This is a genomic window from Pseudomonas sp. B414 (assembly GCF_055408445.1).
Window position 1 is genome coordinate 47,487 of the sequence record NZ_JBUZTQ010000015.1, and the last position, 23,055, is coordinate 70,541.

Below are 23,055 nucleotides of genomic sequence, written 5' to 3' on the forward strand. Positions count from 1 at the left end.
AAAAAGCCCCGCCCCAACGGATTGCTGGGGCGGGGCGCTTTTCGTCAGCAGAAGTCCAGAAAGGGCAGGGCCCTTAGCGGAACATCGCGCTGATCGATTCTTCGTTGCTGATGCGGCGAACCGCTTCAGCCACAACCGGTGCGATATCCAGTTGACGGATACGCGAACAGGCTTGAGCGGCTGCGGACAGCGGAATGGTGTTAGTCACCACCAGCTCGTCCAGCATGGAATTTTCGATATTCTCGATTGCCCGACCCGACAGCACAGGGTGTGTGCAGTAGGCGAACACTTTGGAAGCACCATGCTCTTTCAAGGCTTTAGCCGCATGGCACAGAGTGCCGGCGGTATCGACCATGTCATCAACCAGAATACAGGTACGCCCTTCGACATCACCGATGATATGCATCACTTCCGAGTGATTGGCTTTCTCACGGCGTTTGTCGATGATACCCAGATCGACGCCCAAGGACTTGGCAACAGCACGTGCACGCACGACGCCGCCGATATCCGGGGACACAATCATAAGGTTCTCAAAGCGCTGATCTTCGATGTCATCCACCAAAACTGGGGAGCCGTAGATGTTATCTACAGGAATATCGAAGAAACCCTGGATTTGGTCAGCATGCAAATCAACCGTGAGAACACGATCGATGCCGACTACGGTAAGCATGTCAGCAACAACTTTTGCGCTGATAGCCACACGTGCGGAACGCGGACGGCGATCCTGACGGGCATAACCAAAGTAAGGAATAACAGCAGTAATACGAGTCGCTGAGGAGCGGCGGAAGGCATCAGCCATCACGACGAGTTCCATCAGGTTATCGTTGGTCGGAGCACAAGTCGGCTGAATGATGAAAACGTCTTTACCGCGGACATTTTCATTAATCTCAGCGGTAATTTCGCCGTCAGAAAATTTTCCGACAGAGATGTCACCGAGTGGGATATGCAGCTGACGTACGACACGCCGAGCCAGATCGGGGTTAGCGTTCCCCGTAAAGACCATCATCTTGGACACGCGCAGTACCTGAAGGCTGAGGGTAACCTGGATGAGTATAAGAAATGGCAGGGGCGGCTGGATTCGAACCAACGCATGGCAGGATCAAAACCTGCTGCCTTACCGCTTGGCGACGCCCCTGTATCTGTTGCTACGAGTACCGTGTACCCGTTTCCTTTTACAAATTCTGTAGCGTGCGATGCAACATCGAAACGTTGCTTCCTTTCGCTACAAACCCTGTAAGGGTCTCTGTAAGAAGGTGCAGCACTTTATCAGCATCTGCTTCGTTTGGGAAGGCCCCAAATATACAACTTCCAGTTCCAGTTAATTTTGCTTCGGTATATTTACCTAACAAATTCAAAGCGTTACGTACTTCTGGATAACGCTCCTTCACTACTGCTTCGCAGTCGTTTCGGCTGTTTCCCTTGGGAACGGGGCGCACTTTAATGGGCAAAGAGTCACGTGTCAACAACGGATCTGAAAATATTTCTGCAGTACTTACAGATACTTGCGGGACAAGCACGAGATACCAGGGTTCTTCCGGCTCTGCGGGCGTAAGAATTTCCCCGACACCCTCAGCAAATGCGGCGTGGCCGCGTACGAAAACCGGGACGTCGGCCCCCAGAGTCAGGCCCAGTGCTGCCAGCCGGTCTTCATCCCAGGCCAGTTGCCAAAGATGGTTGAGCGCGAGCAGGGTGGTCGCAGCATTTGAACTGCCGCCACCGATGCCGCCGCCCATGGGCAGGATTTTTTTGATCCGGATGTCGATCCCCAGGGTGCAACCGGATTGCGCCTGGAGTTTTTTTGCCGCCTTCACGATCAGATTGTCGTCGTGAGTAACCCCGGGAAATTCGGTGTGCAGGCAAATAACGCCATCTTCACGCACGGCAAAGGTCATTTCATCGCCGTAGTCGAGAAATTGAAACAGCGTTTGCAGTTCGTGATAGCCATCTTCGCGTCGACCGAGGATGTGCAGCATCAGGTTCAGTTTTGCCGGGGAGGGCAATACCAGGGGGTTTTTATCTAAATGGCCTTGCATTTCATTGACCCAACAAGCGAGGTTGCCAATCTTTAACCACTAGCGTGACGTCCAGATCCGGGCCGTGCAGTTTGACCCGCTCTGGCAGCCAGAAGCCGTTTTGCTCTGTGTAGCTTAAGTACTCGATTTTCCAGCCGTCCTGTTCCAGGTTGGCCAGGCGGCTATCGCCATTGAGTGTCACGCGGCTTTTGCTGCCGGGTGCAGGCAAGCCGCGTACCCACCAGACCAGATGCGACACGGGCAGGCTCCAGCCCAATTGTTCCCCGAGCAATTCTTCAGGCGTTGGTGCTTCATAGCGGCCCTGGTTGGCGACTTCCAGCAGCACACTGCCCGGGCGTCCGGTCAGACGCGCGGCACCTCGGCCCAGCGGACCGGACAGGCGGATATCGTAATAATCCTGACGTTGCAGCCAGAACAGCGTGGCGCTGCCGGAGTCTTTCGGGGCGCGAATGCCGACTTTGCCGTTGATTTGCCAGCCGTCGAGTTGGGTCAGCTGCTTTTTGTGCGCCGACCACAAGGCCGGGCTGCCGTGGCCTTCAACGGACTCGCGGGCGCCAAAGCCCGCGCAACCGGCGAGCAGGGCGATCAGGCTAAAAACAACAAGATGGCGCATTGGACGAAAAAACATGAGTTAAAGAGTCTCTGATCCGGTCAGGCGCAAAATGGTTTTGCGCAGAATAGGGCTGTCAGGATTTTCTTTAAGAAAAGTGCCCCAGATTTTTTTCGCTTCACGCTGCTTACCGTTTGCCCACAGGACTTCACCCAGGTGAGCGGCTACTTCCTGATCCGGGAAGCGTTCCAGCGCCTGGCGCAGCAAGCGTTCGGCCTCATCGAGATTGCCCAAGCGGAAATTCACCCAGCCCAGGCTATCGAGTACTGCCGGGTCATCGGGGCTCAGGTCGTAGGCTTGCTGGATCAGCGTTTTTGCTTCGGCATAACGGGTTGTCCGGTCCGAAAGCGTATAACCCAGTGCGTTCAATGCCATGGCATTGTCAGGCTCGCGCTTGATGATGGCGCGTAAATCGCGCTCCATCTGCTCCAGATCGTTGCGTTTTTCGGCCAGCATGGCCCGTGAGTACAGCAGGTTCATATCGTCGGGGTATTGCTTGAGTGCTTGTTGCAGAGTGCTCCAGGCACGCTCGGTCTGATTGTTCGCGGCCAGGGTTTCTGCTTCTATCAAGTACAACTGAATGGCGTAGTCAGGTTGTTCGCCACGGGCTGCTGCCAGTTTTTTTGACGCCTCGGCACCTCGGCCGTGACTGACCAGAATGTCCGCCTGGCGCAGTTGGGCAGGCAGATACTCATTGCCGGGGCCTACCAGTGCGTACTCGATCAGTGCGCCCTCGGGATCATTGCGCTCTTCGGCGATCCGGCCCAGGTTCAGATGCGCCGAGTCGACATGGCTGTCGCGTTCGAGCAACTCTTGCAGATAGCCTTCGGCCTCGTCCCAGGACTTGCCCTCCAGGCAAACCAGTGCCAGCGAGAATCGCAGTTCATCGTCTTCGGGGTATTGCTCCACCAGGCTGGCAAACTGAACTTTTGCCTCGGCCATGCGGTTCTGCTCGACCAGAGTGCGCGCATAGGTCAGGCCCAGACGCTTGTCGTCGGGGTACTGGCGGATGCTTCTTTTCAGCAGTGGCAACGCTTCATCGCCACGGTTGAGGCTTTGCAGCAAGCGCGCGCGCAACAGGATCGGGGCGACCTCACCGTTTTGCGGCGGGTTCTTTTCCAGCAGTTTCAGCGCGCCTTCGGCATCGCCGTCCTGTTGCATCAACAAGGCCTTGCCGAAAATCAGCTGGCCGTTGTCCGGGTGTTTGGCCAGCAGGCTGTCAAAACTCTTTTGCAGGCCCGCACGGGTTTCTGCATCGGTTTCTACGGCCGACAGGGCCAGGAAATCGAAGTGAGTATCACCCTTGGCCTGCAGAACTTTCTCCATGTACACCAGGGATTCGTCATAACGGCCATTACGCGCCAATTGAATGGCAGCAGCACGTTGCGCCTCAATATCGTCCGGGGCATTTCTGACCCAGATCAGCGAAGTATCCAGTGCGGCCTGGTCGGCGCCCAGGTACTCGGCGATACGAAAGGCCCGCTCGGAGATGCCGGGGTCTTGCGTATTGATCGCCTGCGTCACGTAGTTATCGAGTGCGATATCCAGGCGATTACGCTGACCGGCCAATTCGGCGCTCAGCAGGCTGTACAGCGTTTCTTCGCTGAACGAGCTGTAGACCGTGGGTTTTTCCGGGACGGAGGTGACGTCTTCGGCCGCGGATGAATCATCCGGGGACGTGGGGGCCAGGACCTGGCAGCCACTGAGAAGGACGAGGGCGAGGAGCAACGCGGAGGATCTATTCATATAAGAGATGGGCGACTTACCTGCGGTCTGGGCATCATGACACATGCGATGGTGCAAACCATAACAGGTGCGACTATCGATATCCGGGGGCTGATGATGTGTTCAACAGACGTTAACTATAGAGACAATAGTCAGCAATGGTTGTTCTCAATCTGGCGAAGTAGGACAATTGTCGGCTTCTCGTCATCATCAGCGATATTGAATGGCCTTCCTTGCACTCGGTATTAACCACAAGACTGCTTCAGTAGACGTCCGCGAGCGCGTGGCTTTTACTCCAGAGCAGTTGGTTGAGGCCTTGCAGCAGCTCTGCCGCCTAACCGACAGTCGCGAAGCTGCGATCCTCTCCACCTGCAATCGCAGTGAGCTTTATATAGAGCAGGACCACCTCAGCGCCGACACCGTGCTGAAGTGGCTGGCTGACTATCACAATCTGAGCCTCGATGAGTTGCGTGCGTGCGCCTATATCCATGAGGACGATGCTGCCGTTCGTCACATGATGCGCGTGGCGTCGGGGCTGGACTCACTGGTGCTGGGCGAGCCGCAAATCCTCGGCCAAATGAAGTCGGCCTACGCCGTGGCGCGTGAGGCGGGTACTGTCGGGCCGTTGTTGGGGCGCTTGTTTCAAGCCACCTTCAATTCGGCCAAGCAAGTGCGCACCGACACCGCCATCGGTGAAAACCCGGTTTCGGTCGCTTTTGCCGCCGTTAGCCTGGCCAAGCAGATCTTCAGTGACCTGCAACGCAGTCAGGCCTTGCTGATCGGTGCAGGCGAGACCATTACCCTGGTCGCCCGTCACCTGCATGACCTGGGAGTCAAGCGTATCGTGGTGGCCAACCGCACCCTTGAGCGCGCCAGCACCCTGGCTGAGCAGTTTGGCGCCCACGCGGTATTGCTGTCGGATATTCCTCAAGAGTTGGTACACAGCGATATCGTGATCAGCTCCACGGCCAGCCAGTTGCCGATTCTGGGCAAAGGCGCGGTCGAAAGCGCCCTGAAGCTGCGCAAGCACAAGCCGATCTTTATGGTCGATATTGCTGTTCCCCGCGATATCGAGCCTGAAGTCGGCGAGTTGGACGACGTTTACCTCTATACCGTCGATGACTTGCATGAAGTGGTTGCTGAGAATCTCAAGAGTCGTCAGGGCGCGGCCCAGGCGGCAGAAGAGCTGGTCAGCATCGGCGCTGACGATTTTATGGTGCGCTTGCGTGAACTGGCGGCTGTGGATGTGCTTAAAGCCTACCGCCAGCAAAGTGAGCGTCTGCGCGACGAGGAACTGCAAAAGGCTCAGCGCATGCTCGCCAACGGCAGCAACCCTGAAGAGGTGCTGGTACAACTGGCGCGCGGCCTGACCAATAAATTGCTGCACGCCCCCAGCGTCCAGTTGAAAAAGCTTTCTGCCGAAGGCCGCCTCGATGCGCTGGCCATGGCCCAAGAACTTTTTGCCCTCGGTGAGGGCTCATCGCATAGCTCTGCGGATAAAAAATAGTAATGAAAGCGTCACTGCTTAATAAGCTGGACATCCTCCAGGACCGTTTTGAAGAACTGACCGCGTTGCTTGGCGATGGCGAAGTCATTTCTGATCAGACCAAATTCCGCGCCTATTCCAAGGAATACGCCGAAGTTGAACCCATTGTTGCGGCTTATGCACAGTGGCTCAAAGTGCAGGCCGACCTTGAAGGCGCCCAGGCGTTGCTCAAGGACAGTGACCCGGACATGCGTGAAATGGCGGTCGAAGAAGTTCGTGAAGCCAAAGAGCGGCTGATCGAGCTGGAAAAAGACCTGCAGCGCATGCTGTTGCCCAAGGACCCTAACGACGGGCGCAACGTGTTCCTCGAAATTCGCGCCGGTACCGGTGGCGACGAGGCGGCGATTTTTGCCGGTGACCTGTTTCGCATGTACTCGCGTTACGCCGAGCGTCGTGGCTGGCGGGTGGAAATCCTGTCGGAGAACATCGGTGAGCATGGCGGCTATAAAGAAGTCATTGCCCGTGTCGAAGGCGAGAATGTGTACGGCAAGCTGAAGTTCGAGTCCGGTGTGCACCGCGTGCAGCGTGTACCCGCCACCGAGTCCCAAGGCCGTATCCATACTTCAGCCTGTACCGTGGCCGTGTTGCCCGAGCCGGACGAGCAGGAAGCCATCGAGATCAACCCGGCCGATTTGCGCGTTGATACTTACCGCTCTTCGGGTGCGGGTGGTCAGCACGTCAACAAGACCGACTCGGCGATTCGAATTACTCACTTGCCTTCAGGTATTGTGGTGGAGTGCCAGGAAGAGCGTTCCCAGCATAAAAACCGGGCGCGGGCGATGTCCTGGCTGTCGGCCAAATTGAATGACCAGCAAACCAGCGCCGCGGCCAATGCCATTGCCAGCGAGCGCAAGTCGCTGGTGGGCTCGGGGGATCGCTCCGAGCGCATCCGCACTTATAATTTCGCGCAGGGGCGAGTGACCGACCATCGCGTCAACCTGACCCTGTATTCCCTGGATGACGTACTGGCTGGCGGCGTTGATGCCGTTATCGAGCCTCTATTGGCGGAATTTCAGGCTGATCAACTGACAGCCCTGGGTGAATAAATGACTATTATTGCCAGCTTGTTGCGTGCTGCCGAACTGCCTGATTCGCCAACGGCCCGTCTCGATGCGGAACTTTTGTTGGCCGCTGCCCTGGGCAAATCGCGCAGTTATCTGCACACATGGCCCGAGAAAATTGTCAGCAGCGAAGCGGCGTTGACCTTCGCCGAGTACTTGCTGCGTCGCCGTGCTGGTGAGCCGGTGGCCTATATTCTGGGCCAACAGGGCTTCTGGAACCTTGATCTGGAAGTGGCACCGCATACTCTGATCCCGCGCCCGGACACCGAGTTGCTGGTGGAAACCGCGCTGGACCTGCTGCCTGCAACCCCGGCCAAGGTGCTGGATCTGGGCACTGGCAGCGGTGCAATTGCCCTGGCCCTGGCCAGTGAGCGTGGCGCCTGGCATGTTACCGCAGTCGATCGCGTACTTGAGGCCGTGGCCCTCGCCGAACGCAATCGCCAGCGTTTGCAGTTGGAAAACGTCAATGTGTTTACCAGTCACTGGTTCAGTGCCCTGGCCGACCAGCGCTTTGACCTGATTATCAGCAACCCGCCTTATATAGCGGCCGGTGACATTCACCTGGCTGAAGGCGATGTGCGCTTCGAGCCTGAAAGCGCTCTGGTCGCCGGAGCCGACGGCCTGGACGATATCCGCGAGATCATCAGCGCCTCTGCGCAGCACCTGAATGCGGGGGGCTGGTTGATGCTTGAGCATGGTTACGACCAGGCCGCCGCTGTTCGCCAGCTGTTGCTGGACGCAGGTTTTGCTCAGGTTGAAAGCCGCAAGGATCTGGGCGGCCACGAGCGCATCACTTTGGGTCGCCTGCCGTGCTGACCGATGAGGAGCTGTTGCGCTATAGCCGACAGATCCTGTTGCAACAGGTGGATATCGACGGCCAGTTGAAGCTGAAAAACAGCCGGGCGTTGATTGTCGGCCTGGGTGGGCTTGGCTCGCCCGTTGCGCTGTACCTGGCAGCCGCCGGTGTCGGCGAGCTGCACCTGGCCGATTTCGACAGTGTTGACCTGACCAATTTGCAGCGTCAGATCATTCATGACACTGCCAATATCGGCGAGAGCAAGGTCGATTCGGCATTGCGTCGGCTGCGCCTGATCAATCCGCAGATCAAACTGATTGCCCATCGCTCGGCGCTGGATGCCGATTCGCTGGCCGACGCCGTTGCTGCTGTGGATCTGGTGCTCGATTGCTGCGACAACTTTGCCACCCGTGAGGCGGTGAACCGGGCCTGTGTTGCGGCGCGCAAGCCTTTGGTCAGCGGCGCGGCGATTCGCCTTGAGGGGCAGTTGTCGGTATTTGATTCGCGCCAGAGCACCAGCCCTTGCTACCACTGCCTGTACGGGCACGGCAGCGAAGCGGAACTGACCTGCAGCGAAGCGGGAGTGATTGGCCCCTTGGTGGGGGTGATCGGCAGTTTGCAAGCCCTTGAAGCACTCAAGCTATTGGCGGGTTTTGGTGAGCCGCTAGTGGGCCGACTGTTGCTGGTCGATGCCTTGAGCACGCGTTTTCGCGAATTGCGGGTCAAGCGCGACCCTGCCTGCAGCGTGTGCGGGACTGGCCATGAGTGAGGCGCCAATTGGCGTTTTCGACTCCGGTGTCGGCGGCTTGTCGGTTCTCAAGGAGATACACGCTCTATTGCCAAACGAGTCGCTGCTTTACGTGGCTGACTGCGGGCATATCCCCTATGGCGAAAAAAGCCCCGAGTTTATTCGTCAGCGCTGCGCGGTGATGGCTGATTTTTTCCAGCAGCAAGGCGCCAAGGCGCTGGTGCTGGCCTGTAACACCGCGACAGTGGCAGCGGTCGCGGATTTGCGTCAGCGTTACCCGAGCTGGCCCATGGTCGGTATGGAACCTGCGGTCAAACCGGCGGCAGCGGCCACCCGCAGCGGTGTGGTGGGGGTGCTGGCTACCACTGGCACGTTACAAAGCGCCAAATTTGCCGCCTTGCTCGATCGCTTTGCCAGTGATGTGCGGGTGATTACCCAACCTTGCCCGGGCCTGGTGGAACTGATCGAAACGGGCGACCTGCACAGCGAAACCTTGCGCACCTTGTTGCGCGGCTATGTTGAACCGTTGCTGGCAGCAGGTTGCGATACCATTATTCTGGGCTGCACCCATTACCCCTTCCTCAAGCCTCTGTTGAGTCAGATGCTCCCCTCTTCGATCACCCTGATCGATACCGGCGCCGCCGTGGCCCGCCAGCTCAAGCGCTTGTTGGCTGAGCAAGAGCTGCTGGCAGTTGGCCCGCCTGCTGAAACCCGGTTCTGGACCAGTGCTTCACCTGAACACTTGGGAAATATCCTACCTATGTTGTGGAATAAATCTGGTGTTGTGCGAAGCTTCGGTCTGTAAAAAAACCTGATCTATGGGTCATTACGCCTGCCTGGTGAAGCGCATAACTACCGACATGGGCATATGAAAATAGGATTTTCTTATGAAGCGACTGTTTTTTTTGGCTGCGCTTGCAGCCACAGCACTGGGGCAAAGTTTGACGGCACAGGCTGCCGGGCTTGAATTTGGGGTAGGACACACCAGCGAATCAACCAAGACCTATCGTCTGGGCTTGAAGTCCGATTGGGATAAAAGCTGGCTGCAAAGTGATGTGGGGCGTCTTACTGGTTATTGGGATGGGGCTTACACCTACTGGGAAGGTGACAAGTCATCCGCGAGTAACAGCCTGTCGTTCTCGCCCGTGCTGGTGTACGAATTTGCCGGTGAAAGGGTTAAACCCTATGTTGAGGCCGGGATCGGGGTGGCGTTGTTTTCCCATACCGAAGTCGAAGGCAACAAGCTGGGCACGGCGTTCCAGTTTGAAGACCGAATTGGCTTTGGCCTGCGCTTTGCGGGTGGGCATGAGGTCGGGGTCCGTGCAACTCACTACTCCAATGCCGGGATTTCCAGCACCAATGACGGCGTAGAAAGCTATGCGCTGCATTACACGATGCCGCTGTAGCCTGCCAGACCGCGCCGCCTGCATCGCAGGCAAGCCAGCTCCCACAGGTTTTGCGCTGCTCACAAAATTCGGACCTTGTCGGGCTCATTATGTGGGAGCGAGCCTGCTCGCGATAGCATCGCCTCGGTTTGCCAGCCAGACCACACAGCTCCTGGAAAAATGGCTGTCTAGCGATACGCCGTTGCAATGCCCTGGCGTTCATTGAGGCATTCGACTTCGCCCATTTCGAACTCGCGGCAAATCAGCGGGCGTTTCTCGTAGATGGTGCACATCATGGTGTTGCGGTCCAAGGCCGCACACCAGCCATCATCCAGGCGCAGCATCACTTCGCCACCCCAGTCATCGTTGTCGATAAAGCGCTCGGGCACGCCGGTGTCGGTGATCAGCATCACTTCCAGCTGGCAGCAGCACGCCGCGCACGTCGAACAGGTGACGGCGGGTTCGGTAATTTCGGTCAGGGGGATGTTGGTCATAGGCGCGCAGTGTAAGGCAGTGCCGCCATCAGGTGTGAATGTGCTGATGAACGCAGTTACCGATATTTGCCTGCAATCCATTGCAACAAGGGAAACAATGCCGCCCACAACAGTCCCAACCCTGGCAAAGTCGGCCACAGCCCCTGGGGGAATTGCACCGCCCCCAGACGTTGCCCCGCGTAATACGACAGCGATCCACCGATGGCACCCAGTAAGGCAGCCCGCCACCAGGGTTTGGCGGTCCAGGCCAGGCAATGATTCAAGGTGATGGCCAGCAGTGCCCACAGCAGCACCAGCCAGAACGGAATCAAGATGCCGGGTTGCTTGAAGGCGAACACCCCGGCATTGAGCAGCAGGCTGTCCACCGCGCTGCCCAGCACGCACACGACGACCACCAGTCGTACCTCAGCCAGCGAGCGACTTATCCACAGCAAGTGAGCCAGCAGGGCGCCGCCCGCCAGCAGTAACCACAGACTGTTGCCGCCCAGCACACAGGCAAACCAGCCGAGCTGGAACAGCCCGGCGTTGGCCAGATTCTTAAGCATTGAAGCGGCCGAGCAATGGCTCGGGCATGGCCTGCGGTTTGGCCAGCAACAGTTGTGCGGTGCCGATGCTGCGCTCCAGAAAGCCACCTTCGCAGTAGCACAGGTAAAACTCCCACAGACGCAGAAAGTATTCGTCGTAGCCCAGTTCCGTCAGACGACCGTGGGCGCGGCGAAAGTTCTCATGCCACAGGCGCAGGGTCTTGGCGTAATGCAGGCCGAAGTCTTCCATATGCATTAGATTCATGTCGGTGTCCTTGCCGACGATTTCGAGCATCTTTTGCACACTGGGTAATGCGCCACCGGGGAAAATATAGCGCTGGATAAAGTCCACGCTGCTTTTCGCTTGTTCGTAACGCTGCTCGCGAATGGTGATGGCTTGCAGCAGCATCAGGCCGCGGGGCTTGAGCAGGTGGGAGCATTGCTTGAAATAGCTCGACAGAAAGTGATGCCCCACCGCTTCGATCATCTCGATCGACACCAGCTTGTCGTATTGCCCGGTCAGATCGCGGTAGTCCTCCAGCAGCAAAGTCACCTGGTCTTGTAAGCCCAGAGCCTCGACACGGGCCTGGGTGTAGTCGAATTGTTCTTTGGACAGCGTTGTAGTGGTGACCTTGCAGCCGTAATGCTGGGCTGCGAACAACGCCATACTGCCCCAGCCGGTGCCGATTTCGAGCAAATGGTCTTCAGGCTTGAGGTCGAGTTTCTGACAGATGCGTTCCAGCTTGTTGAGCTGCGCTTGCTCCAGAGTGTCGTCAGCCGTTAAAAACTGTGCGGCTGAATACATCATGGTCGGGTCGAGAAACTGCTCGAACATCTCATTGCCCAGGTCGTAGTGGGCGGCAATATTCTTTTGCGAGCCTTTGCGGGTATTGCGATTGACCCAGTGCAAGCCGCGGATCAGCGGACGGCCGAGGCGGGCAAGGCCACCTTCCATGGCATCGAGCACCTGCATATTGCTGACCAGCACCCGTACCACCTTGGTCAGGTCGGGCGAGCTCCAATAGCCATGAATAAAGGCCTCGCCGGCACCGATCGAGCCGTTGCTGGCGATCATGCCCCAGACACTGGTGTCGTGAATCTGTACTTCGCCCACCAGTCCGGCGCCACAATCACCAAACATCAGGCGTTCACCGTTTTCGATGACGACCAGATGGCCGTTTTTCAGTTGGCCAAGTTGGCGCATGACCCCACGCCGCAGCAGCGCACTGGTTAGATTGTGAGTGGTTGAGCGTGAGTTTTTGCTCACCAGGCTATGGCTCTTCATGGCGTTGATCCTTGGGTTGCAGGGCGGCAATGCGAAAGGCGCCGTCGGCGGCCTGATGGGAAAAAATCGGTGTACGTTTGAGAAACAGGCGCATGGCTTGCCAGTAAATGGCCAGGCAGGTTTTCGCGGTCATCCACGGAAACTGCCGCAAGTAGCGATGCAGGCCCGTGCGGTCCAGCGGTGTGCGTTGCAGGTTGAGGGTGGCGTCGAACAGTTTCAGCTCGCCTTGCCAGTCCGCCATATGCACCCCGAGCCGGGGGCCGGGCGGGCTGAAGCTCATGCGGTATTCCAGATCCCGCGGCAGAAAGGGGGAGACATGAAAGGCCTTGGCTACGCTGGCATGTTGAAAACCGTCGCCCTGGGCCGGAATCACGTAGTGGTACCGTTCGCGCCAGGGCGTATTGGTGACTTCGCACAAGATGGCAGCCAATTTCCCGTCAGCCTCGTAACAGTAAAAGAAGCTCACCGGGTTAAAGGACAGGCCCCAACTGCGGGCTTGTGTCAGCAAGCAGATCGGGCCTTGCGGCATATGGCCTAAAGCAATGCCTGCTTGCTGGCGTACCGCATCGATCAGGCGCATGCCGGTTGCGGTGTACGTTTTCAGGTAATCGGTTTCGCGAAAGGAGAAGGGTGCAAAGCGGCTTTTGCCAGCCAGGGGTGAAAGCCCGAGTACAGCGTCCTGTTCGTCCAGGTCCAGATACAGCAAACCGATCTGGTAGCGGAACGCATGGGTGGTCGGCGCAAAGCGTCGATGGGCGATTGAGCCGCTGTACAGGGCGCTGTTCATAGCTGCTGGCCAAAGGCCTGGGCCACGCGCAATGCGCTGACCACGCCATCTTCATGAAAGCCGTTGGCCCAATAAGCACCGCAAAAGTAGCTGTGCTGTGCGCCCACCAGTTCTTGCCAGCGCGCTTGTGCGGCGATGGCGTCAAGGCTGTATTGCGGGTGGGCATAGCTGTAACTGGCCAGCACTTTGAGCGGGTCAATCGCAGCGGTTTGATTGAGGCTGACGCAGAAGGTGGTCTCGCTCTCAATCCCTTGCAGGATATTCATATCGTAGGTCACGGCAGCGCGTTTTTGCCCTGCACCGCCGAGGCGGTAATTCCAGCTGGCCCAGGCCAGTTTTCGATCTGGCAACAAACGGGTATCGGTATGCAGTACCACGTCGTTGTCGGCATAGGGCATCGCGCCCAAAATTTGCTGCTCGGCAGTCGAGGGCTTGGCCAGCAGTTTGAGGGCCTGGTCGCTGTGGCAGGCAAAGATCACCTTATCGAAGGCTTCAGTACCACCAACGCTATGCACCAGAACGCCTTCTTCATTGCGCGCGACTTGGATCACCGGGCAGTTGAGGCGGATTTTGTCAGCAAACCCTGCGCTCAACGGTTTTATATAACTGCTGGAACCGCCCTCAATCACACGCCATTGCGGGCGATTGCTGACGCTGAGCAAACCGTGATTCTTGAAGAACCGCACAAAAAATTGCACAGGGAAGGCCAGCATGTCGGCCAGGGACATGGACCAGATGGCGGCCCCCATCGGCACGATGTAGTGCTCGATAAAACGTGAGCCATAGCCCCGCTGCTGCAGGTAGTCGCCCAGCTGGGTGTCGCTGGCAATGCGTTGCTCGTCCAGGTCGCGGATGGCTTCGCGGTTAAAGCGCAAGATATCGCGCAGCATGCCCCAGAAGCCGGGCGATAACAGGTTGCTGCGCTGGGCAAACAGGCTGTTGAGGGTGTTGCCGTTGTATTCGAGATTGCTGTCAGTGTCGTGCACTGAAAAGCTCATTTGCGTAGCTTTGGAGCTAACCCCCAACTGCTCCATCAGCTTGATGAAATTGGGGTAAGTCCAGTCGTTGAACACGATAAAACCGGTGTCCACGGCATAGGACTGGCCTTTGACGCTGACATTGACGGTATGGGTATGGCCACCGACCCAGTCGCTGGCTTCAAACACGCTGATATCGTGTTCCTTGTGCAGCAAGTAGCCGCAGGTCAGCCCTGAAATACCGCTGCCGATGATTGCGATCTTCATGATGGTTTACCGTCAGAGGTACGAGCCAGGCGTTTGCCGAGTGCGACTTGCAGGCGTTTTGGCAGATTCGCCAAGAGTCGCAACGTGGCGATAAACAGGGTGGGGAAGGCAATTTCCAGCGGGCGTTTTTCCAGGCGCTGGCAAATATGCCGTGCCGCCTTTTGCGCGGGCCAGCGCATGGGCATCGGGAAGTCGTTGTGCTCGGTAAGCGGCGTGTCGACAAACCCGGGGCTGACCAGGGTGACGTCTATATGTTCCTGGGCCAGATCGATCCGCAGCGATTCGAGCAAGTAGCGCAGGCCGGCCTTTGACGCGCCATAGGCTTCGGCCCGTGGCAGCGCCCAGTAGGTGACCGAACTGACGACACCCACCAGATGCGGGCGTGAACCTGCACGCAGCAGAGGGAGAGCACTTTCCAGGCAATAGCTGCTGGCCAGCAGGTTGGTGCGCACCACGCGTTCGATCAGGGCTGCGTCGAACTGGCGAACATCCACGTATTCACAGGTGCCGGCGTTGAGGATTACGGTGTCCAGCGCGCCCCAGGCTTGCGCGATGCGTTTACCGATTTCGCGTACCTGCAGGCTATCGGTCAGGTCGCCGGGCACCAGCAGTACCTGTCCGGGGTAACGGTCGGACAAGGCCTTTAGCGGCTCCAGTGTGCGGGCGGTCAGCGCTAGCCGGGCGCCGCTGTCGAGCAGCACCTCGGCCATCTGCGCGCCAATCCCGCTGCTGGCGCCCGTGAGCCAGATCCGCCGTGGGTCAACCATGGCTCACCTCGAGCATCTGCCGTGAGGGCAGGTTCTTGAACGCACTCAGGGCACGGTCGCGGCTTTGGCTCAAGTTGACAATGGGGGCCGGGTAGTTGGCTACGCCAAACAGGCCGCCAATTGAAGCCGGGTTGTGTACCTGTTTTTTATTCAGGTCTGCCAGTTCAGGTAGCCAGTGCTTGATAAATTTACCTTCGGGGTCGAAGCGCTCTGATTGGGTCAGCGGGTTGAAAATGCGGAAATACGGCACCGAGTCGGTGCCGGTGGATGAACTCCACTGCCAGCCGCCGTTATTGGCGGCCAGATCACCGTCGATCAGGTGCTGCATAAAAAAACGCTCGCCTTCGCGCCAGTCGATCAGCAGGTTTTTAGTCAGGAACATCGCCACTACCATGCGCAGGCGGTTGTGCATCCAGCCGGTTTCCAGCAGTTGGCGAATGGCCGCATCAATAATCGGAAAACCCGTGCGCCCCTGTTTCCAGGCGGCCAGTTCATCCGGGGCATTACGCCAGGGCAGAAATTCGGTTTCCGGGCGAAAGGCGCGATGGCGCGAGACTCGTGGGTAACCCACCAGAATATGTTTGTAAAACTCGCGCCACAGCAACTCCGTGATCCAGGTGAATACGCCAGGGCTGCCGCTTTCAAATTCGCCATTGTTGCTTTGCAGTGCGGCGTGCAGGCATTGGCGCGGTGAGATCACCCCCGCTGCGAGATAGGCCGACAGCTGGCTGGTGCCGGGTTTGGCGGGCAGGTCGCGTTCATCCTGGTAGTAGTGGATCTGCTCATCGGCGAAGTTCGCCATGCGCTGGCGGGCTTCTGCCTCACCGGCTGGCCAAAGCGCCTGCAGCGATTGGCCGGGCGTTGCAAAACCGGCAACGGATTGAGGAATGCTGTCGCGTTCTATTTTCAGCGATGCTTGTGCGTTGGGGCTGGCGACAAGTTGTGGCAAGGCCATATGCAGACGGTTGTAGCAGATTCTGCGGAACTGGCTGAACACCTGAAAATACGAACCGGACTGGGTCAGGATGCTACCCGGCTGGAACAGCAACTGGTCCAGATAGTCATGAAACTCGATGCCCTGGGCTTCAAGGGTTTGCGCCACGGCCGTGTCACGACGGGTTTCATTGATGCCGTATTCCTGATTGGCGTGTACGGCTTCAATACCGTGCTGTTGGCACAGCTCAAGAAGCACTGCAGGTGCTTGCTCCCAGGTGGGTGCAGTACGAATCAGCAGCGGGATATTGAGCTGTTGCAGGCTGTCACTCAGGGTGCGCAGGTTGCGCAGCCAGAAGTCGACTTTGCACGGCGCATCGTCATGGGCCAGCCATTGCTCGGGGCTGATCAGGTACACGGCCAGGGTCGGGCCGCGCTTGGCCGCGACACTCAGAGCGGTGTTGTCAATGTGGCGCAGGTCGCTGCGCAGCCAGATCAGTTGCATGTCAATTCCTTGCTATAAAAGGCCGAGTTGGCTGAGGCGTTGATGGGCCTCAAGCGGGTCGTGGGCCAGGCACAATCCTGCGATCTCGGTTGTAGTTACGGACAACAGATCGAAGTGGATGCATACCGTTGGTCCGGCAATCAGGATCGGGCAATGGATACCGCTCAACAGTTTTGGCAACTGCTGGGTGTTGAGGGTTTTGCTTGAAAAGAGCACTACGGCGCTAGCGCTGAGACGTTCGGCGGCCAATGCCAGTTCCCCGCTGGGCACTGGTGTGTCGAACACCTCGACCGGGCAGTGACTGCTGCTGACCAGCAAGGCGGTGAGCCACAGCTGCGGCTCGAAAGGCAGATCCGACTGATTGATCAGTAATACCGGTGCGCCCTTGAGCGTGCGGTTGTTGTGATAAATTCGCGCGCCCAATTTGCTGCGCAGCCAGGAGTGGAAAAACACGCGCTCCAGTTGCGCGCCGAATTGCCCTTGCCAGCGCTGCTCCAGATCGTTCAGCAAGGGCAGCAGCAGTTGCTCGCAGAGCGGGCGGGCGGGGTAGAGCGACATGGCCTGATTGAAGCAGTCATCCAGGCGGCGCTCGGCCAGCTCGCTGATGGACTCGATCATGGTTTGCCGCCACGCCAGCCAGTCATTGTCAGGTGTTTCGGTTTGAGTGGCAGGGGTGTCGAGCAGCGGCTTGATCTGGCTGACCGACACCCCGCGGTTAAGCCACAGCAGAATGTGCTGGATACGCTGGATATGTTCGGTTGAGAACAGGCGATGGCCCTTGGCCGTGCGGTGCGGCACGATCAGGCCATAGCGGCGCTCCCAGGCGCGCAAGGTCACGGCATTAACGCCAGTGATACGTGACACTTCGCGGATGGGCAACCAGCCTTCAGCCAAGGCCTGGCTGTAGTCGGTGTCAGGGGTGTTGGACATGATCAGGTCATCATCCATGGTCAGATCGCATTGCGCAGGCTGAGGTTTTCCGGGTGCGGCTGCAGGTAAACCTGGCGCGAGATGTAAGGGTCAGGGTGTAGGCGAAAGTGGTGTTTGAGCAGGGTCAGCGGTACCACTAGTGGCACGATGCCGTGCAGGTACTGGCCAATCAGTTGCTGCACTTCCTGCTTGTCTTCAGGGCTGATGGATTGCTTGAGGTAGCCACTGATGTGTTGCAGCACATTGGTATGGGTGCGGCGGGTGGCGCATTTTTTCAGCGCTTTCATCAATTCGCTGAAGTACTGCGGTGCGATGCTGCGCGGGTCTTGCTTGCCAAGGCTGCCGAGCAAATGGCCGAGGGTTTTGTACTGCACCGGATGATGGGCCATCAGCTGGTATTTGTAGCGGGCGTGAAACTCGGTCAGTGAGCGGCGAGTGATGCCCTGTTTGAGCAGGTCTTGCCAGGCACTGTAGGCATAGACCCGGGTCATGAAATTTTCGCGCAGCACCGGGTCATTCAAACGACCGTCTTCTTCCACGGGCAGGTCAGGGTGGGCGTCACAGAATGCCCGGGCATAAATACCGCGCCCGCTCAATTCGGCCGGGCGCCCGCCGTCCTGATACACCTTGACCCGCTCCAGGCCGCAAGACGGCGACTTCTGCATAAAGATGTAGCCGCAGATATCGGTATGCGCCGCGGCCATTTCCACGGCGTAATTGTGCAAGGGTGTGGTTACGTTCAAGGTGCTGTCGACGCTGCCAACAGCTTGGGGTTGGGTCGGGTTGCCTATCAGGCGTATTGGCTGGCGAGGAATGCCAAGGCCGATGGCGACCTCGGGGCACAGCGGCACAAAGTCAAAGTGTTCACTCAAGGCCTGGCTGCACAGCCGCGACTCTTTATGCCCACCGTTGAACCGCACTTCGGCTCCCAGCAAGCAGGCGCTGATGGCGATTTTCGGTTTGTGCCGGGTAGAGACGGTGCTGGCCATATGACGAACCTCCAAGAATTACTTGTACATCTTTTTGTTGATGTACAACTTAGAGTCATCATAGGCCTTGCCTTGTACAAGTCAAATTTCTTGTACAAGTATTCGCGCAAGGAGATGTTAATTCTCGTAGCAGCTGCCGCAGGAACGAGGCTGCTGCTACGTTATGCAATTCAATCAAGGTGCTCGATCAATCGGCGCGCCGCTTCCTGCCCGCTTAACCATGCCCCTTCCACGCGGCCCGACAGGCACCAGTCGCCACAGGCATACAGGCCCAGGTCGGAATCTGCCAATGCACCCCATTCATGGGCTGCGGCAGGCCGGGCGTAGAGCCAGCGATGGGCCAGGCTGAAAATCGGTGCTGGGGTAGGGAAGTGCATCAACTCGGCAAATGCTCCGTGCAAGTGCTCGATAACCGATTCTTTTGGCCGGTCGAGGTTCTGTTTGCTCCAGGCGCTGGTCGCGTGCAACACCCAAGTGTCAGGCTGGCTGTCGCGTCCGGGCTTGCTGCGGTTGCGGGCCAGCCAGTCCAGCGGGCTGCCTTGCACAAAGCAACCTTCCATGGCCGTATCGAGTGGTGACTCAAAGGCCAGGGCTACGGCCCAGGCAGGCTCCATTTTTACCCCCGCAGCCGTGCTTGCCAGTTTCGGTGCGCTGGACAGCAGGGAGGTGGCCTGGGGCGCCGGTGTGGCGATGATGACGTGGCTGAACGGGCCGTGCTCTTCACCTTCAGCATCCAGCAGGTGCCAGTGCTTTTCACCGCGAATCAGGTCGGTGATCTGGCAGGAAAAGCTGATCGGCAACTGCCCCAGCAGGCCACGGGTGATGGCGCTCATGCGCGGCGTGCCAACCCAGCGGGTCTGTTCGTCAGGGGAGGGCGTCAGTAGGCCATTTTTGTAGTGGTACAGATGCGGTTCCCACTCGACAGCCCAGCCTTGGGCTTGCCAATTCTGGACTTCATCGACAAAGCGCCGGTCACGTGCGGTGAAATACTGAGCCCCCAGGTCCAGTACCCCGACTTCGCTGCGCTTGCTCGACATGCGCCCGCCGCTGCCACGGCTTTTATCGAAAAGTTGAATGGCATGCCCCGCCTTGTGCAGGGAGTTTGCAGCAGCCAGCCCGGCTATGCCGGCACCGATAATTGCGATAGGTACAGTCATTATGGCCCCCGATCTCTGTTTGCACAGACTACGCCGTCGGCAATACCTGTACAATTCTGTTTTTTAGTATAGGTTTTAGTGCTTCTTCCAGATCCATGTGGCCTATTCTTAAATCAGGTCGAAGATCGATAAAAGGTCTTTATATAAAAATAGACCAGTGCTCCCGATAAAACTCCTTGCGAGGATCAACTCATGCACATATTGCTGACCGGCGGTACAGGCTTGATAGGGCGTCAGCTCTGTCGTCACTGGCTGGCGCAAGGTCATCGCCTCAGTGTATGGAGCCGACGCCCTGAACAGGTGGCCCGTTTATGCGGTGCCCAGGTCAAGGGCATTGCCCTGCTGGAAGAGCTTGGGCAGGAACCCATTGATGCGGTGATCAATCTGGCCGGTGCGCCGATTGCCGATCGACCCTGGACGCGCAAGCGCAAGACCTTGTTGTGGAGCAGCCGCATCACCCTCACCGAAACCCTCGTGGCCTGGCTGGAAAGCCGTGAGCAACGGCCTTCGGTGCTGATCTCCGGTTCGGCCGTGGGTTGGTATGGCGACGGCGGTGAGCGCGAGCTGACTGAAGACTCGCCACCTGTGAGCGAAGATTTCGCGAGCCACCTGTGCATCGCCTGGGAAGAGACTGCGCAACGTGCCCAGGTCTTGGGTATCCGCGTGGTGCTGGTGCGCACCGGGCTGGTGCTGGCAGCCGGGGGCGGCTTTTTGTCACGCCTGTTGTTGCCCTTCAAGCTGGCATTGGGCGGGCCGATAGGCAATGGTCGGCAATGGATGCCATGGATTCATATCCAGGACCAAATCGCCCTGATTGATTTTCTTGTGCATGAGAATGCCGCCAGCGGTCCTTATAATGCCTGCGCGCCGCATCCGGTGCGCAATGTCGAGTTTGCCCGGACTCTGGGCCAGGTGTTGCACCGTCCGGCGTTTATGCCCATGCCCGCATTTGTATTGCGCGTGCTGCTGGGCGAGATGTCCGGTTTGTTGTTGGGTGGCCAGCGGGCGATACCTGCGAGGTTGCTGGCAGCCGGTTTTACTTTTCAGTTCACCGATTTGCGCGCGGCGCTCGATGATGTAGCCCGCCCGCCCCTGAAATAGGATGTTGCATGACCGACCACGCGCTGTTGCTGGTTAACCTGGGTTCGCCGGCGTCTACTTCGGTAGCCGATGTACGCAGCTACTTGAACCAGTTTTTGATGGACCCGTACGTGATCGACTTGCCGTGGCCGGTACGCCGTTTGCTGGTATCGCTGATCCTGATCAAGCGCCCGGAGCAGTCGGCCCATGCCTATGCTTCGATCTGGTGGGAGGAAGGCTCGCCATTGGTAGAGCTCAGCCGCCGCTTGCAGAAGGTAATGACCAGCGAGTGGACCCAGGGTCCGGTTGAGCTGGCCATGCGCTACGGTGAGCCATCGATTGAAACCGTGCTGACCCGTCTGGCTGCCCAGGGCATCAAAAAGGTCACCCTGGCGCCGCTTTACCCACAGTTTGCCGACAGCACCGTGACCACGGTGATTGAAGAAGCCAAACGGGTGGTAAAGGCAAAAAAACTACCTGTGCAGTTCTCCATCTTGCAGCCGTTCTACGATCAGCCTGAGTATCTGGATGCTCTGGTGGCGAGCGCCCGGCCGCATCTGGAGCAGGATTATGATCACCTGCTGCTGAGCTTTCACGGCTTGCCCGAGCGGCATTTGCACAAGCTCGACCCGACCGGTAACCACTGCTTCAAGAATGACGACTGTTGCCAGAATGCATCGCCCGCCGTATTGGCGACCTGCTATCGGGCGCAGTGCTTGCGTACTGCTCAGGCATTTGCCGAACGTATGGGTTTGCCTGAGGGCAAGTGGTCGGTGGCGTTCCAGTCCCGTCTGGGCCGGGCCAAGTGGATCGAACCCTACACCGAGGCGCGTCTGGATGCATTGGCCAAGCAGGGGGTGAAGAAGATTCTGGTGATGTGCCCGGCATTTGTGGCCGATTGCATCGAAACCCTGGAAGAGATCGGTGATCGCGGGCGCGAGCAGTTTATCGAGGCGGGGGGCGAGGAGTTGCTGCTGGTGCCTTGTCTGAATGACAACCCGCAGTGGGCAAAGGCGTTGAATACATTGTGTGAAAGGGCGCCGCTGGCGCTGTAGCGGTATAGCCGCAACCCCTGTGGGAGCGGGCTTGCTCGCGAGGCAGTCAACTCGGTCTATCTGTCAGATAGAGGTGACGCTATCGCGAGCAATCCCGCTCCCACAGGACGTAAGGAGGCTGCCGTTTAGATAACCGGCCCACCACCTTTCTTGTGCTTCCAGCTGTCATTGCCCGGCAGGATCAGGTTCAGCGCAATCGCCACAATGGCGCACAGCGCGATGCCTTTCAGACCGAAGTCCTCAGGCCCCATCCCCGTACCGATCAGCACACCGCCAATCCCGAATACCAGGGTTACCGAGACGATCACCAGATTGCGTGCTTCGCTCAGGTCGACCTGGTGGCGGATCAGGGTGTTCATGCCCACCGCCGCAATCGAACCGAACAGCAGGCACAGAATCCCGCCCATTACCGGCACCGGAATGCTCTGCAGCAATGCGCCGAACTTGCCGACAAAGGCCAGACTGATGGCAAAGATCGCCGCCCAGGTCATGATTTTCGGGTTGTAGTTCTTGGTCAGCATTACCGCGCCAGTCACTTCGGCGTAGGTGGTGTTGGGTGGGCCACCGAGCAGGCCAGCGGCGGTGGTGGCGATGCCATCACCAAACAGCGTGCGGTGCAGGCCGGGCTTTTTCAGGTAGTCGCGACCGGTCACGCTGCCCACGGCAATCACGCCGCCGATATGTTCAATGGCCGGGGCAAGTGCCACGGGGACGATAAACAGAATCGCCTGCCAGTTGAACTCGGGTGCGGTGAAGTGCGGCAGGGCGAACCACGGCGCTGCGGCGATCTTGGCGGTATCGACGACGCCGAAGTAGAACGCCATGCCAAAACCTACCAGCACACCGGCAATGATCGGTACCAGACGGAAAATCCCTTTACCGAATACGGCCACGATCAGGGTGGTCAGCAAGGCTGGCATCGAGATCATCATGGCGGTCTGGTAGTGGATCAGCTCGGAGCCATCTTCGGCACGGCCCATGGCCATATGCGCAGCAATGGGTGCCATGGCCAAGCCGATCGAGATAATCACCGGGCCGATCACCACAGGTGGCAGCAGGCGATCAATAAAACCGGTGCCCTTGAGCTTTACCGCGAAACCGAGAAAGGTGTACACGAAACCGGCTGCCATCACGCCGCCCATGGTCGCAGCCAGGCCGAACTGACCCTTGGCGAGAATGATCGGGGTAATGAAAGCGAAACTCGAAGCCAGAAAGACCGGCACCTGACGCCGGGTCACGATCTGGAACAGCAGAGTCCCGAGACCCGCCGTGAACAGCGCAACGTTAGGGTCCAGGCCTGTAATCAAAGGCATCAACACCAACGCGCCAAAGGCCACGAAGAGCATCTGCGCGCCAGAGATGATCTGGCGCCAGAGCGGGTCGTTGAACTCGTCCTGCATG

General features: G+C 58.3%; 23 protein-coding genes and 1 tRNA gene. 8 read left to right on the top strand and 16 right to left on the bottom strand.

What is annotated here, in order from left to right; genetic code table 11:
• Nucleotides 1–73: 73 nt before the first annotated feature.
• The 5 genes from ACZRMH_RS14425 to ACZRMH_RS14445 all read right to left on the bottom strand — a co-directional run bounded on the left by ACZRMH_RS14425 (nucleotide 74) and on the right by ACZRMH_RS14445 (nucleotide 4,389).
• Nucleotides 74–1,015, bottom strand: a complete 942-nt coding sequence (locus tag ACZRMH_RS14425) for a ribose-phosphate pyrophosphokinase (RefSeq protein ID WP_019825119.1) — start codon at nucleotides 1,013–1,015, stop codon at nucleotides 74–76.
• Between the two features lie 45 nt (nucleotides 1,016–1,060).
• Nucleotides 1,061–1,135: transfer RNA gene (locus tag ACZRMH_RS14430), tRNA-Gln, on the bottom strand.
• 37 nt (nucleotides 1,136–1,172) lie between these two features.
• Entirely contained in the window at nucleotides 1,173–2,033 is an 861-nt protein-coding gene (ispE, locus tag ACZRMH_RS14435) for a 4-(cytidine 5'-diphospho)-2-C-methyl-D-erythritol kinase (protein WP_464013948.1), read from the bottom strand.
• Between the two features lies 1 nt (nucleotide 2,034).
• A complete protein-coding gene (gene lolB, locus ACZRMH_RS14440; protein WP_464013949.1) occupies nucleotides 2,035–2,661 on the bottom strand; it encodes a lipoprotein insertase outer membrane protein LolB in 627 nt (208 codons plus the stop codon).
• Nucleotides 2,662–2,664: 3 nt separating this feature from the next.
• On the bottom strand, nucleotides 2,665–4,389 hold the full coding sequence (locus ACZRMH_RS14445; protein WP_464013950.1) for a tetratricopeptide repeat protein: 1,725 nt from the start codon (nucleotides 4,387–4,389) through the stop codon (nucleotides 2,665–2,667).
• Nucleotides 4,390–4,591: 202 nt separating this feature from the next.
• Here ACZRMH_RS14445 and hemA point away from each other — a divergent pair, with 202 nt between their 5' ends.
• The 6 genes from hemA (at nucleotide 4,592) to ACZRMH_RS14475 (ending at nucleotide 9,925) form a co-directional block, all read left to right on the top strand.
• Nucleotides 4,592–5,875, top strand: a complete 1,284-nt coding sequence (gene hemA / locus ACZRMH_RS14450; RefSeq protein ID WP_464013951.1) for a glutamyl-tRNA reductase — start codon at nucleotides 4,592–4,594, stop codon at nucleotides 5,873–5,875.
• Between the two features lie 2 nt (nucleotides 5,876–5,877).
• A complete protein-coding gene (prfA, locus tag ACZRMH_RS14455; RefSeq protein WP_464013952.1) occupies nucleotides 5,878–6,960 on the top strand; it encodes a peptide chain release factor 1 in 1,083 nt (360 codons plus the stop codon).
• Nucleotides 6,961–7,791: a peptide chain release factor N(5)-glutamine methyltransferase gene (prmC, locus tag ACZRMH_RS14460; protein ID WP_464013953.1), complete on the top strand. Its 831-nt coding sequence runs from the start codon at nucleotides 6,961–6,963 to the stop codon at nucleotides 7,789–7,791.
• On the top strand, nucleotides 7,785–8,540 hold the full coding sequence (locus ACZRMH_RS14465) for a molybdopterin-synthase adenylyltransferase MoeB (RefSeq protein WP_464013954.1): 756 nt from the start codon (nucleotides 7,785–7,787) through the stop codon (nucleotides 8,538–8,540). Before prmC ends, ACZRMH_RS14465 begins: the two co-directional genes overlap by 7 nt.
• A complete protein-coding gene (murI, locus tag ACZRMH_RS14470) occupies nucleotides 8,533–9,324 on the top strand; it encodes a glutamate racemase (RefSeq protein WP_464013955.1) in 792 nt (263 codons plus the stop codon). Before ACZRMH_RS14465 ends, murI begins: the two co-directional genes overlap by 8 nt.
• An 82-nt stretch (nucleotides 9,325–9,406) precedes the next feature.
• Complete coding sequence (locus tag ACZRMH_RS14475; protein ID WP_464013956.1) at nucleotides 9,407–9,925, top strand: acyloxyacyl hydrolase; 519 nt, start codon at nucleotides 9,407–9,409, stop codon at nucleotides 9,923–9,925.
• A 167-nt stretch (nucleotides 9,926–10,092) separates the two neighbouring features.
• Here the strand turns inward: ACZRMH_RS14475 and ACZRMH_RS14480 are convergent, their stop codons facing one another.
• The 10 genes from ACZRMH_RS14480 to ACZRMH_RS14525 all read right to left on the bottom strand — a co-directional run bounded on the left by ACZRMH_RS14480 (nucleotide 10,093) and on the right by ACZRMH_RS14525 (nucleotide 19,519).
• A complete protein-coding gene (locus ACZRMH_RS14480) occupies nucleotides 10,093–10,398 on the bottom strand; it encodes a YkgJ family cysteine cluster protein (RefSeq protein ID WP_261739662.1) in 306 nt (101 codons plus the stop codon).
• A 56-nt stretch (nucleotides 10,399–10,454) separates the two neighbouring features.
• Nucleotides 10,455–10,943, bottom strand: a complete 489-nt coding sequence (locus ACZRMH_RS14485; RefSeq protein WP_464013957.1) for a DUF2878 domain-containing protein — start codon at nucleotides 10,941–10,943, stop codon at nucleotides 10,455–10,457.
• Nucleotides 10,936–12,207: a class I SAM-dependent methyltransferase gene (locus ACZRMH_RS14490; protein WP_464013958.1), complete on the bottom strand. Its 1,272-nt coding sequence runs from the start codon at nucleotides 12,205–12,207 to the stop codon at nucleotides 10,936–10,938. The genes ACZRMH_RS14485 and ACZRMH_RS14490 overlap by 8 nt, the downstream gene beginning before the upstream one ends.
• Nucleotides 12,194–12,994 carry a DUF1365 domain-containing protein gene (locus ACZRMH_RS14495; protein ID WP_464013959.1) on the bottom strand — a complete coding sequence of 267 codons (801 nt, stop codon included), beginning with the start codon at nucleotides 12,992–12,994 and terminating at the stop codon, nucleotides 12,194–12,196. The genes ACZRMH_RS14490 and ACZRMH_RS14495 overlap by 14 nt, the downstream gene beginning before the upstream one ends.
• Nucleotides 12,991–14,238 (bottom strand): NAD(P)/FAD-dependent oxidoreductase, encoded by a 1,248-nt coding sequence (locus tag ACZRMH_RS14500; protein ID WP_464013960.1) that lies wholly within the window; start codon nucleotides 14,236–14,238, stop codon nucleotides 12,991–12,993. The genes ACZRMH_RS14495 and ACZRMH_RS14500 overlap by 4 nt, the downstream gene beginning before the upstream one ends.
• On the bottom strand, nucleotides 14,235–15,005 hold the full coding sequence (locus ACZRMH_RS14505) for an SDR family NAD(P)-dependent oxidoreductase (RefSeq protein ID WP_464013961.1): 771 nt from the start codon (nucleotides 15,003–15,005) through the stop codon (nucleotides 14,235–14,237). The genes ACZRMH_RS14500 and ACZRMH_RS14505 overlap by 4 nt, the downstream gene beginning before the upstream one ends.
• Entirely contained in the window at nucleotides 14,998–16,443 is a 1,446-nt protein-coding gene (gene phrB / locus ACZRMH_RS14510; RefSeq protein WP_464013962.1) for a deoxyribodipyrimidine photo-lyase, read from the bottom strand. Before phrB ends, ACZRMH_RS14505 begins: the two co-directional genes overlap by 8 nt.
• A gap of 12 nt (nucleotides 16,444–16,455) precedes the next feature.
• Nucleotides 16,456–17,391, bottom strand: coding sequence for a MerR family transcriptional regulator (locus ACZRMH_RS14515; RefSeq protein WP_464013963.1), 936 nt, complete (start codon nucleotides 17,389–17,391; stop codon nucleotides 16,456–16,458).
• Nucleotides 17,392–17,393: 2 nt separating this feature from the next.
• A complete protein-coding gene (locus tag ACZRMH_RS14520; protein WP_464013964.1) occupies nucleotides 17,394–18,362 on the bottom strand; it encodes a YbgA family protein in 969 nt (322 codons plus the stop codon).
• A gap of 170 nt (nucleotides 18,363–18,532) precedes the next feature.
• Entirely contained in the window at nucleotides 18,533–19,519 is a 987-nt protein-coding gene (locus tag ACZRMH_RS14525) for an NAD(P)/FAD-dependent oxidoreductase (protein WP_464013965.1), read from the bottom strand.
• Between the two features lie 192 nt (nucleotides 19,520–19,711).
• On the opposite strand from ACZRMH_RS14525, the gene ACZRMH_RS14530 reads away from it, so the two are divergent.
• Both ACZRMH_RS14530 and hemH read left to right on the top strand, forming a co-directional pair.
• Nucleotides 19,712–20,620, top strand: a complete 909-nt coding sequence (locus tag ACZRMH_RS14530; RefSeq protein ID WP_464013966.1) for a TIGR01777 family oxidoreductase — start codon at nucleotides 19,712–19,714, stop codon at nucleotides 20,618–20,620.
• Between the two features lie 8 nt (nucleotides 20,621–20,628).
• A complete protein-coding gene (gene hemH / locus ACZRMH_RS14535; RefSeq protein ID WP_464013967.1) occupies nucleotides 20,629–21,654 on the top strand; it encodes a ferrochelatase in 1,026 nt (341 codons plus the stop codon).
• Nucleotides 21,655–21,779: 125 nt separating this feature from the next.
• Here the strand turns inward: hemH and ACZRMH_RS14540 are convergent, their stop codons facing one another.
• Nucleotides 21,780–23,054, bottom strand: a complete 1,275-nt coding sequence (locus tag ACZRMH_RS14540; RefSeq protein ID WP_464013968.1) for a uracil-xanthine permease family protein — start codon at nucleotides 23,052–23,054, stop codon at nucleotides 21,780–21,782.
• Between the last annotated feature and the right edge of the window lies 1 nt (nucleotide 23,055).

Bases quoted from the DNA above. Each gene is read 5' to 3' on its own strand.
- ispE (WP_464013948.1), bottom strand. From the start codon at position 2,033: ATGCAAGGCCATTTAGATAAAAACCCCCTGGTATTGCCCTCCCCGGCA.
- lolB (WP_464013949.1), bottom strand. From the start codon at position 2,661: ATGTTTTTTCGTCCAATGCGCCATCTTGTTGTTTTTAGCCTGATCGCC.
- ACZRMH_RS14445 (WP_464013950.1), bottom strand. From the start codon at position 4,389: ATGAATAGATCCTCCGCGTTGCTCCTCGCCCTCGTCCTTCTCAGTGGC.
- hemA (WP_464013951.1), top strand. From the start codon at position 4,592: ATGGCCTTCCTTGCACTCGGTATTAACCACAAGACTGCTTCAGTAGAC.
- prfA (WP_464013952.1), top strand. From the start codon at position 5,878: ATGAAAGCGTCACTGCTTAATAAGCTGGACATCCTCCAGGACCGTTTT.
- prmC (WP_464013953.1), top strand. From the start codon at position 6,961: ATGACTATTATTGCCAGCTTGTTGCGTGCTGCCGAACTGCCTGATTCG.
- murI (WP_464013955.1), top strand. From the start codon at position 8,533: ATGAGTGAGGCGCCAATTGGCGTTTTCGACTCCGGTGTCGGCGGCTTG.
- ACZRMH_RS14475 (WP_464013956.1), top strand. From the start codon at position 9,407: ATGAAGCGACTGTTTTTTTTGGCTGCGCTTGCAGCCACAGCACTGGGG.
- ACZRMH_RS14480 (WP_261739662.1), bottom strand. From the start codon at position 10,398: ATGACCAACATCCCCCTGACCGAAATTACCGAACCCGCCGTCACCTGT.
- ACZRMH_RS14485 (WP_464013957.1), bottom strand. From the start codon at position 10,943: ATGCTTAAGAATCTGGCCAACGCCGGGCTGTTCCAGCTCGGCTGGTTT.
- ACZRMH_RS14490 (WP_464013958.1), bottom strand. From the start codon at position 12,207: ATGAAGAGCCATAGCCTGGTGAGCAAAAACTCACGCTCAACCACTCAC.
- ACZRMH_RS14495 (WP_464013959.1), bottom strand. From the start codon at position 12,994: ATGAACAGCGCCCTGTACAGCGGCTCAATCGCCCATCGACGCTTTGCG.
- ACZRMH_RS14500 (WP_464013960.1), bottom strand. From the start codon at position 14,238: ATGAAGATCGCAATCATCGGCAGCGGTATTTCAGGGCTGACCTGCGGC.
- ACZRMH_RS14505 (WP_464013961.1), bottom strand. From the start codon at position 15,005: ATGGTTGACCCACGGCGGATCTGGCTCACGGGCGCCAGCAGCGGGATT.
- phrB (WP_464013962.1), bottom strand. From the start codon at position 16,443: ATGCAACTGATCTGGCTGCGCAGCGACCTGCGCCACATTGACAACACC.
- ACZRMH_RS14515 (WP_464013963.1), bottom strand. From the start codon at position 17,391: ATGGATGATGACCTGATCATGTCCAACACCCCTGACACCGACTACAGC.
- ACZRMH_RS14520 (WP_464013964.1), bottom strand. From the start codon at position 18,362: ATGGCCAGCACCGTCTCTACCCGGCACAAACCGAAAATCGCCATCAGC.
- ACZRMH_RS14525 (WP_464013965.1), bottom strand. From the start codon at position 19,519: ATGACTGTACCTATCGCAATTATCGGTGCCGGCATAGCCGGGCTGGCT.
- ACZRMH_RS14530 (WP_464013966.1), top strand. From the start codon at position 19,712: ATGCACATATTGCTGACCGGCGGTACAGGCTTGATAGGGCGTCAGCTC.
- hemH (WP_464013967.1), top strand. From the start codon at position 20,629: ATGACCGACCACGCGCTGTTGCTGGTTAACCTGGGTTCGCCGGCGTCT.
- ACZRMH_RS14540 (WP_464013968.1), bottom strand. From the start codon at position 23,054: ATGCAGGACGAGTTCAACGACCCGCTCTGGCGCCAGATCATCTCTGGC.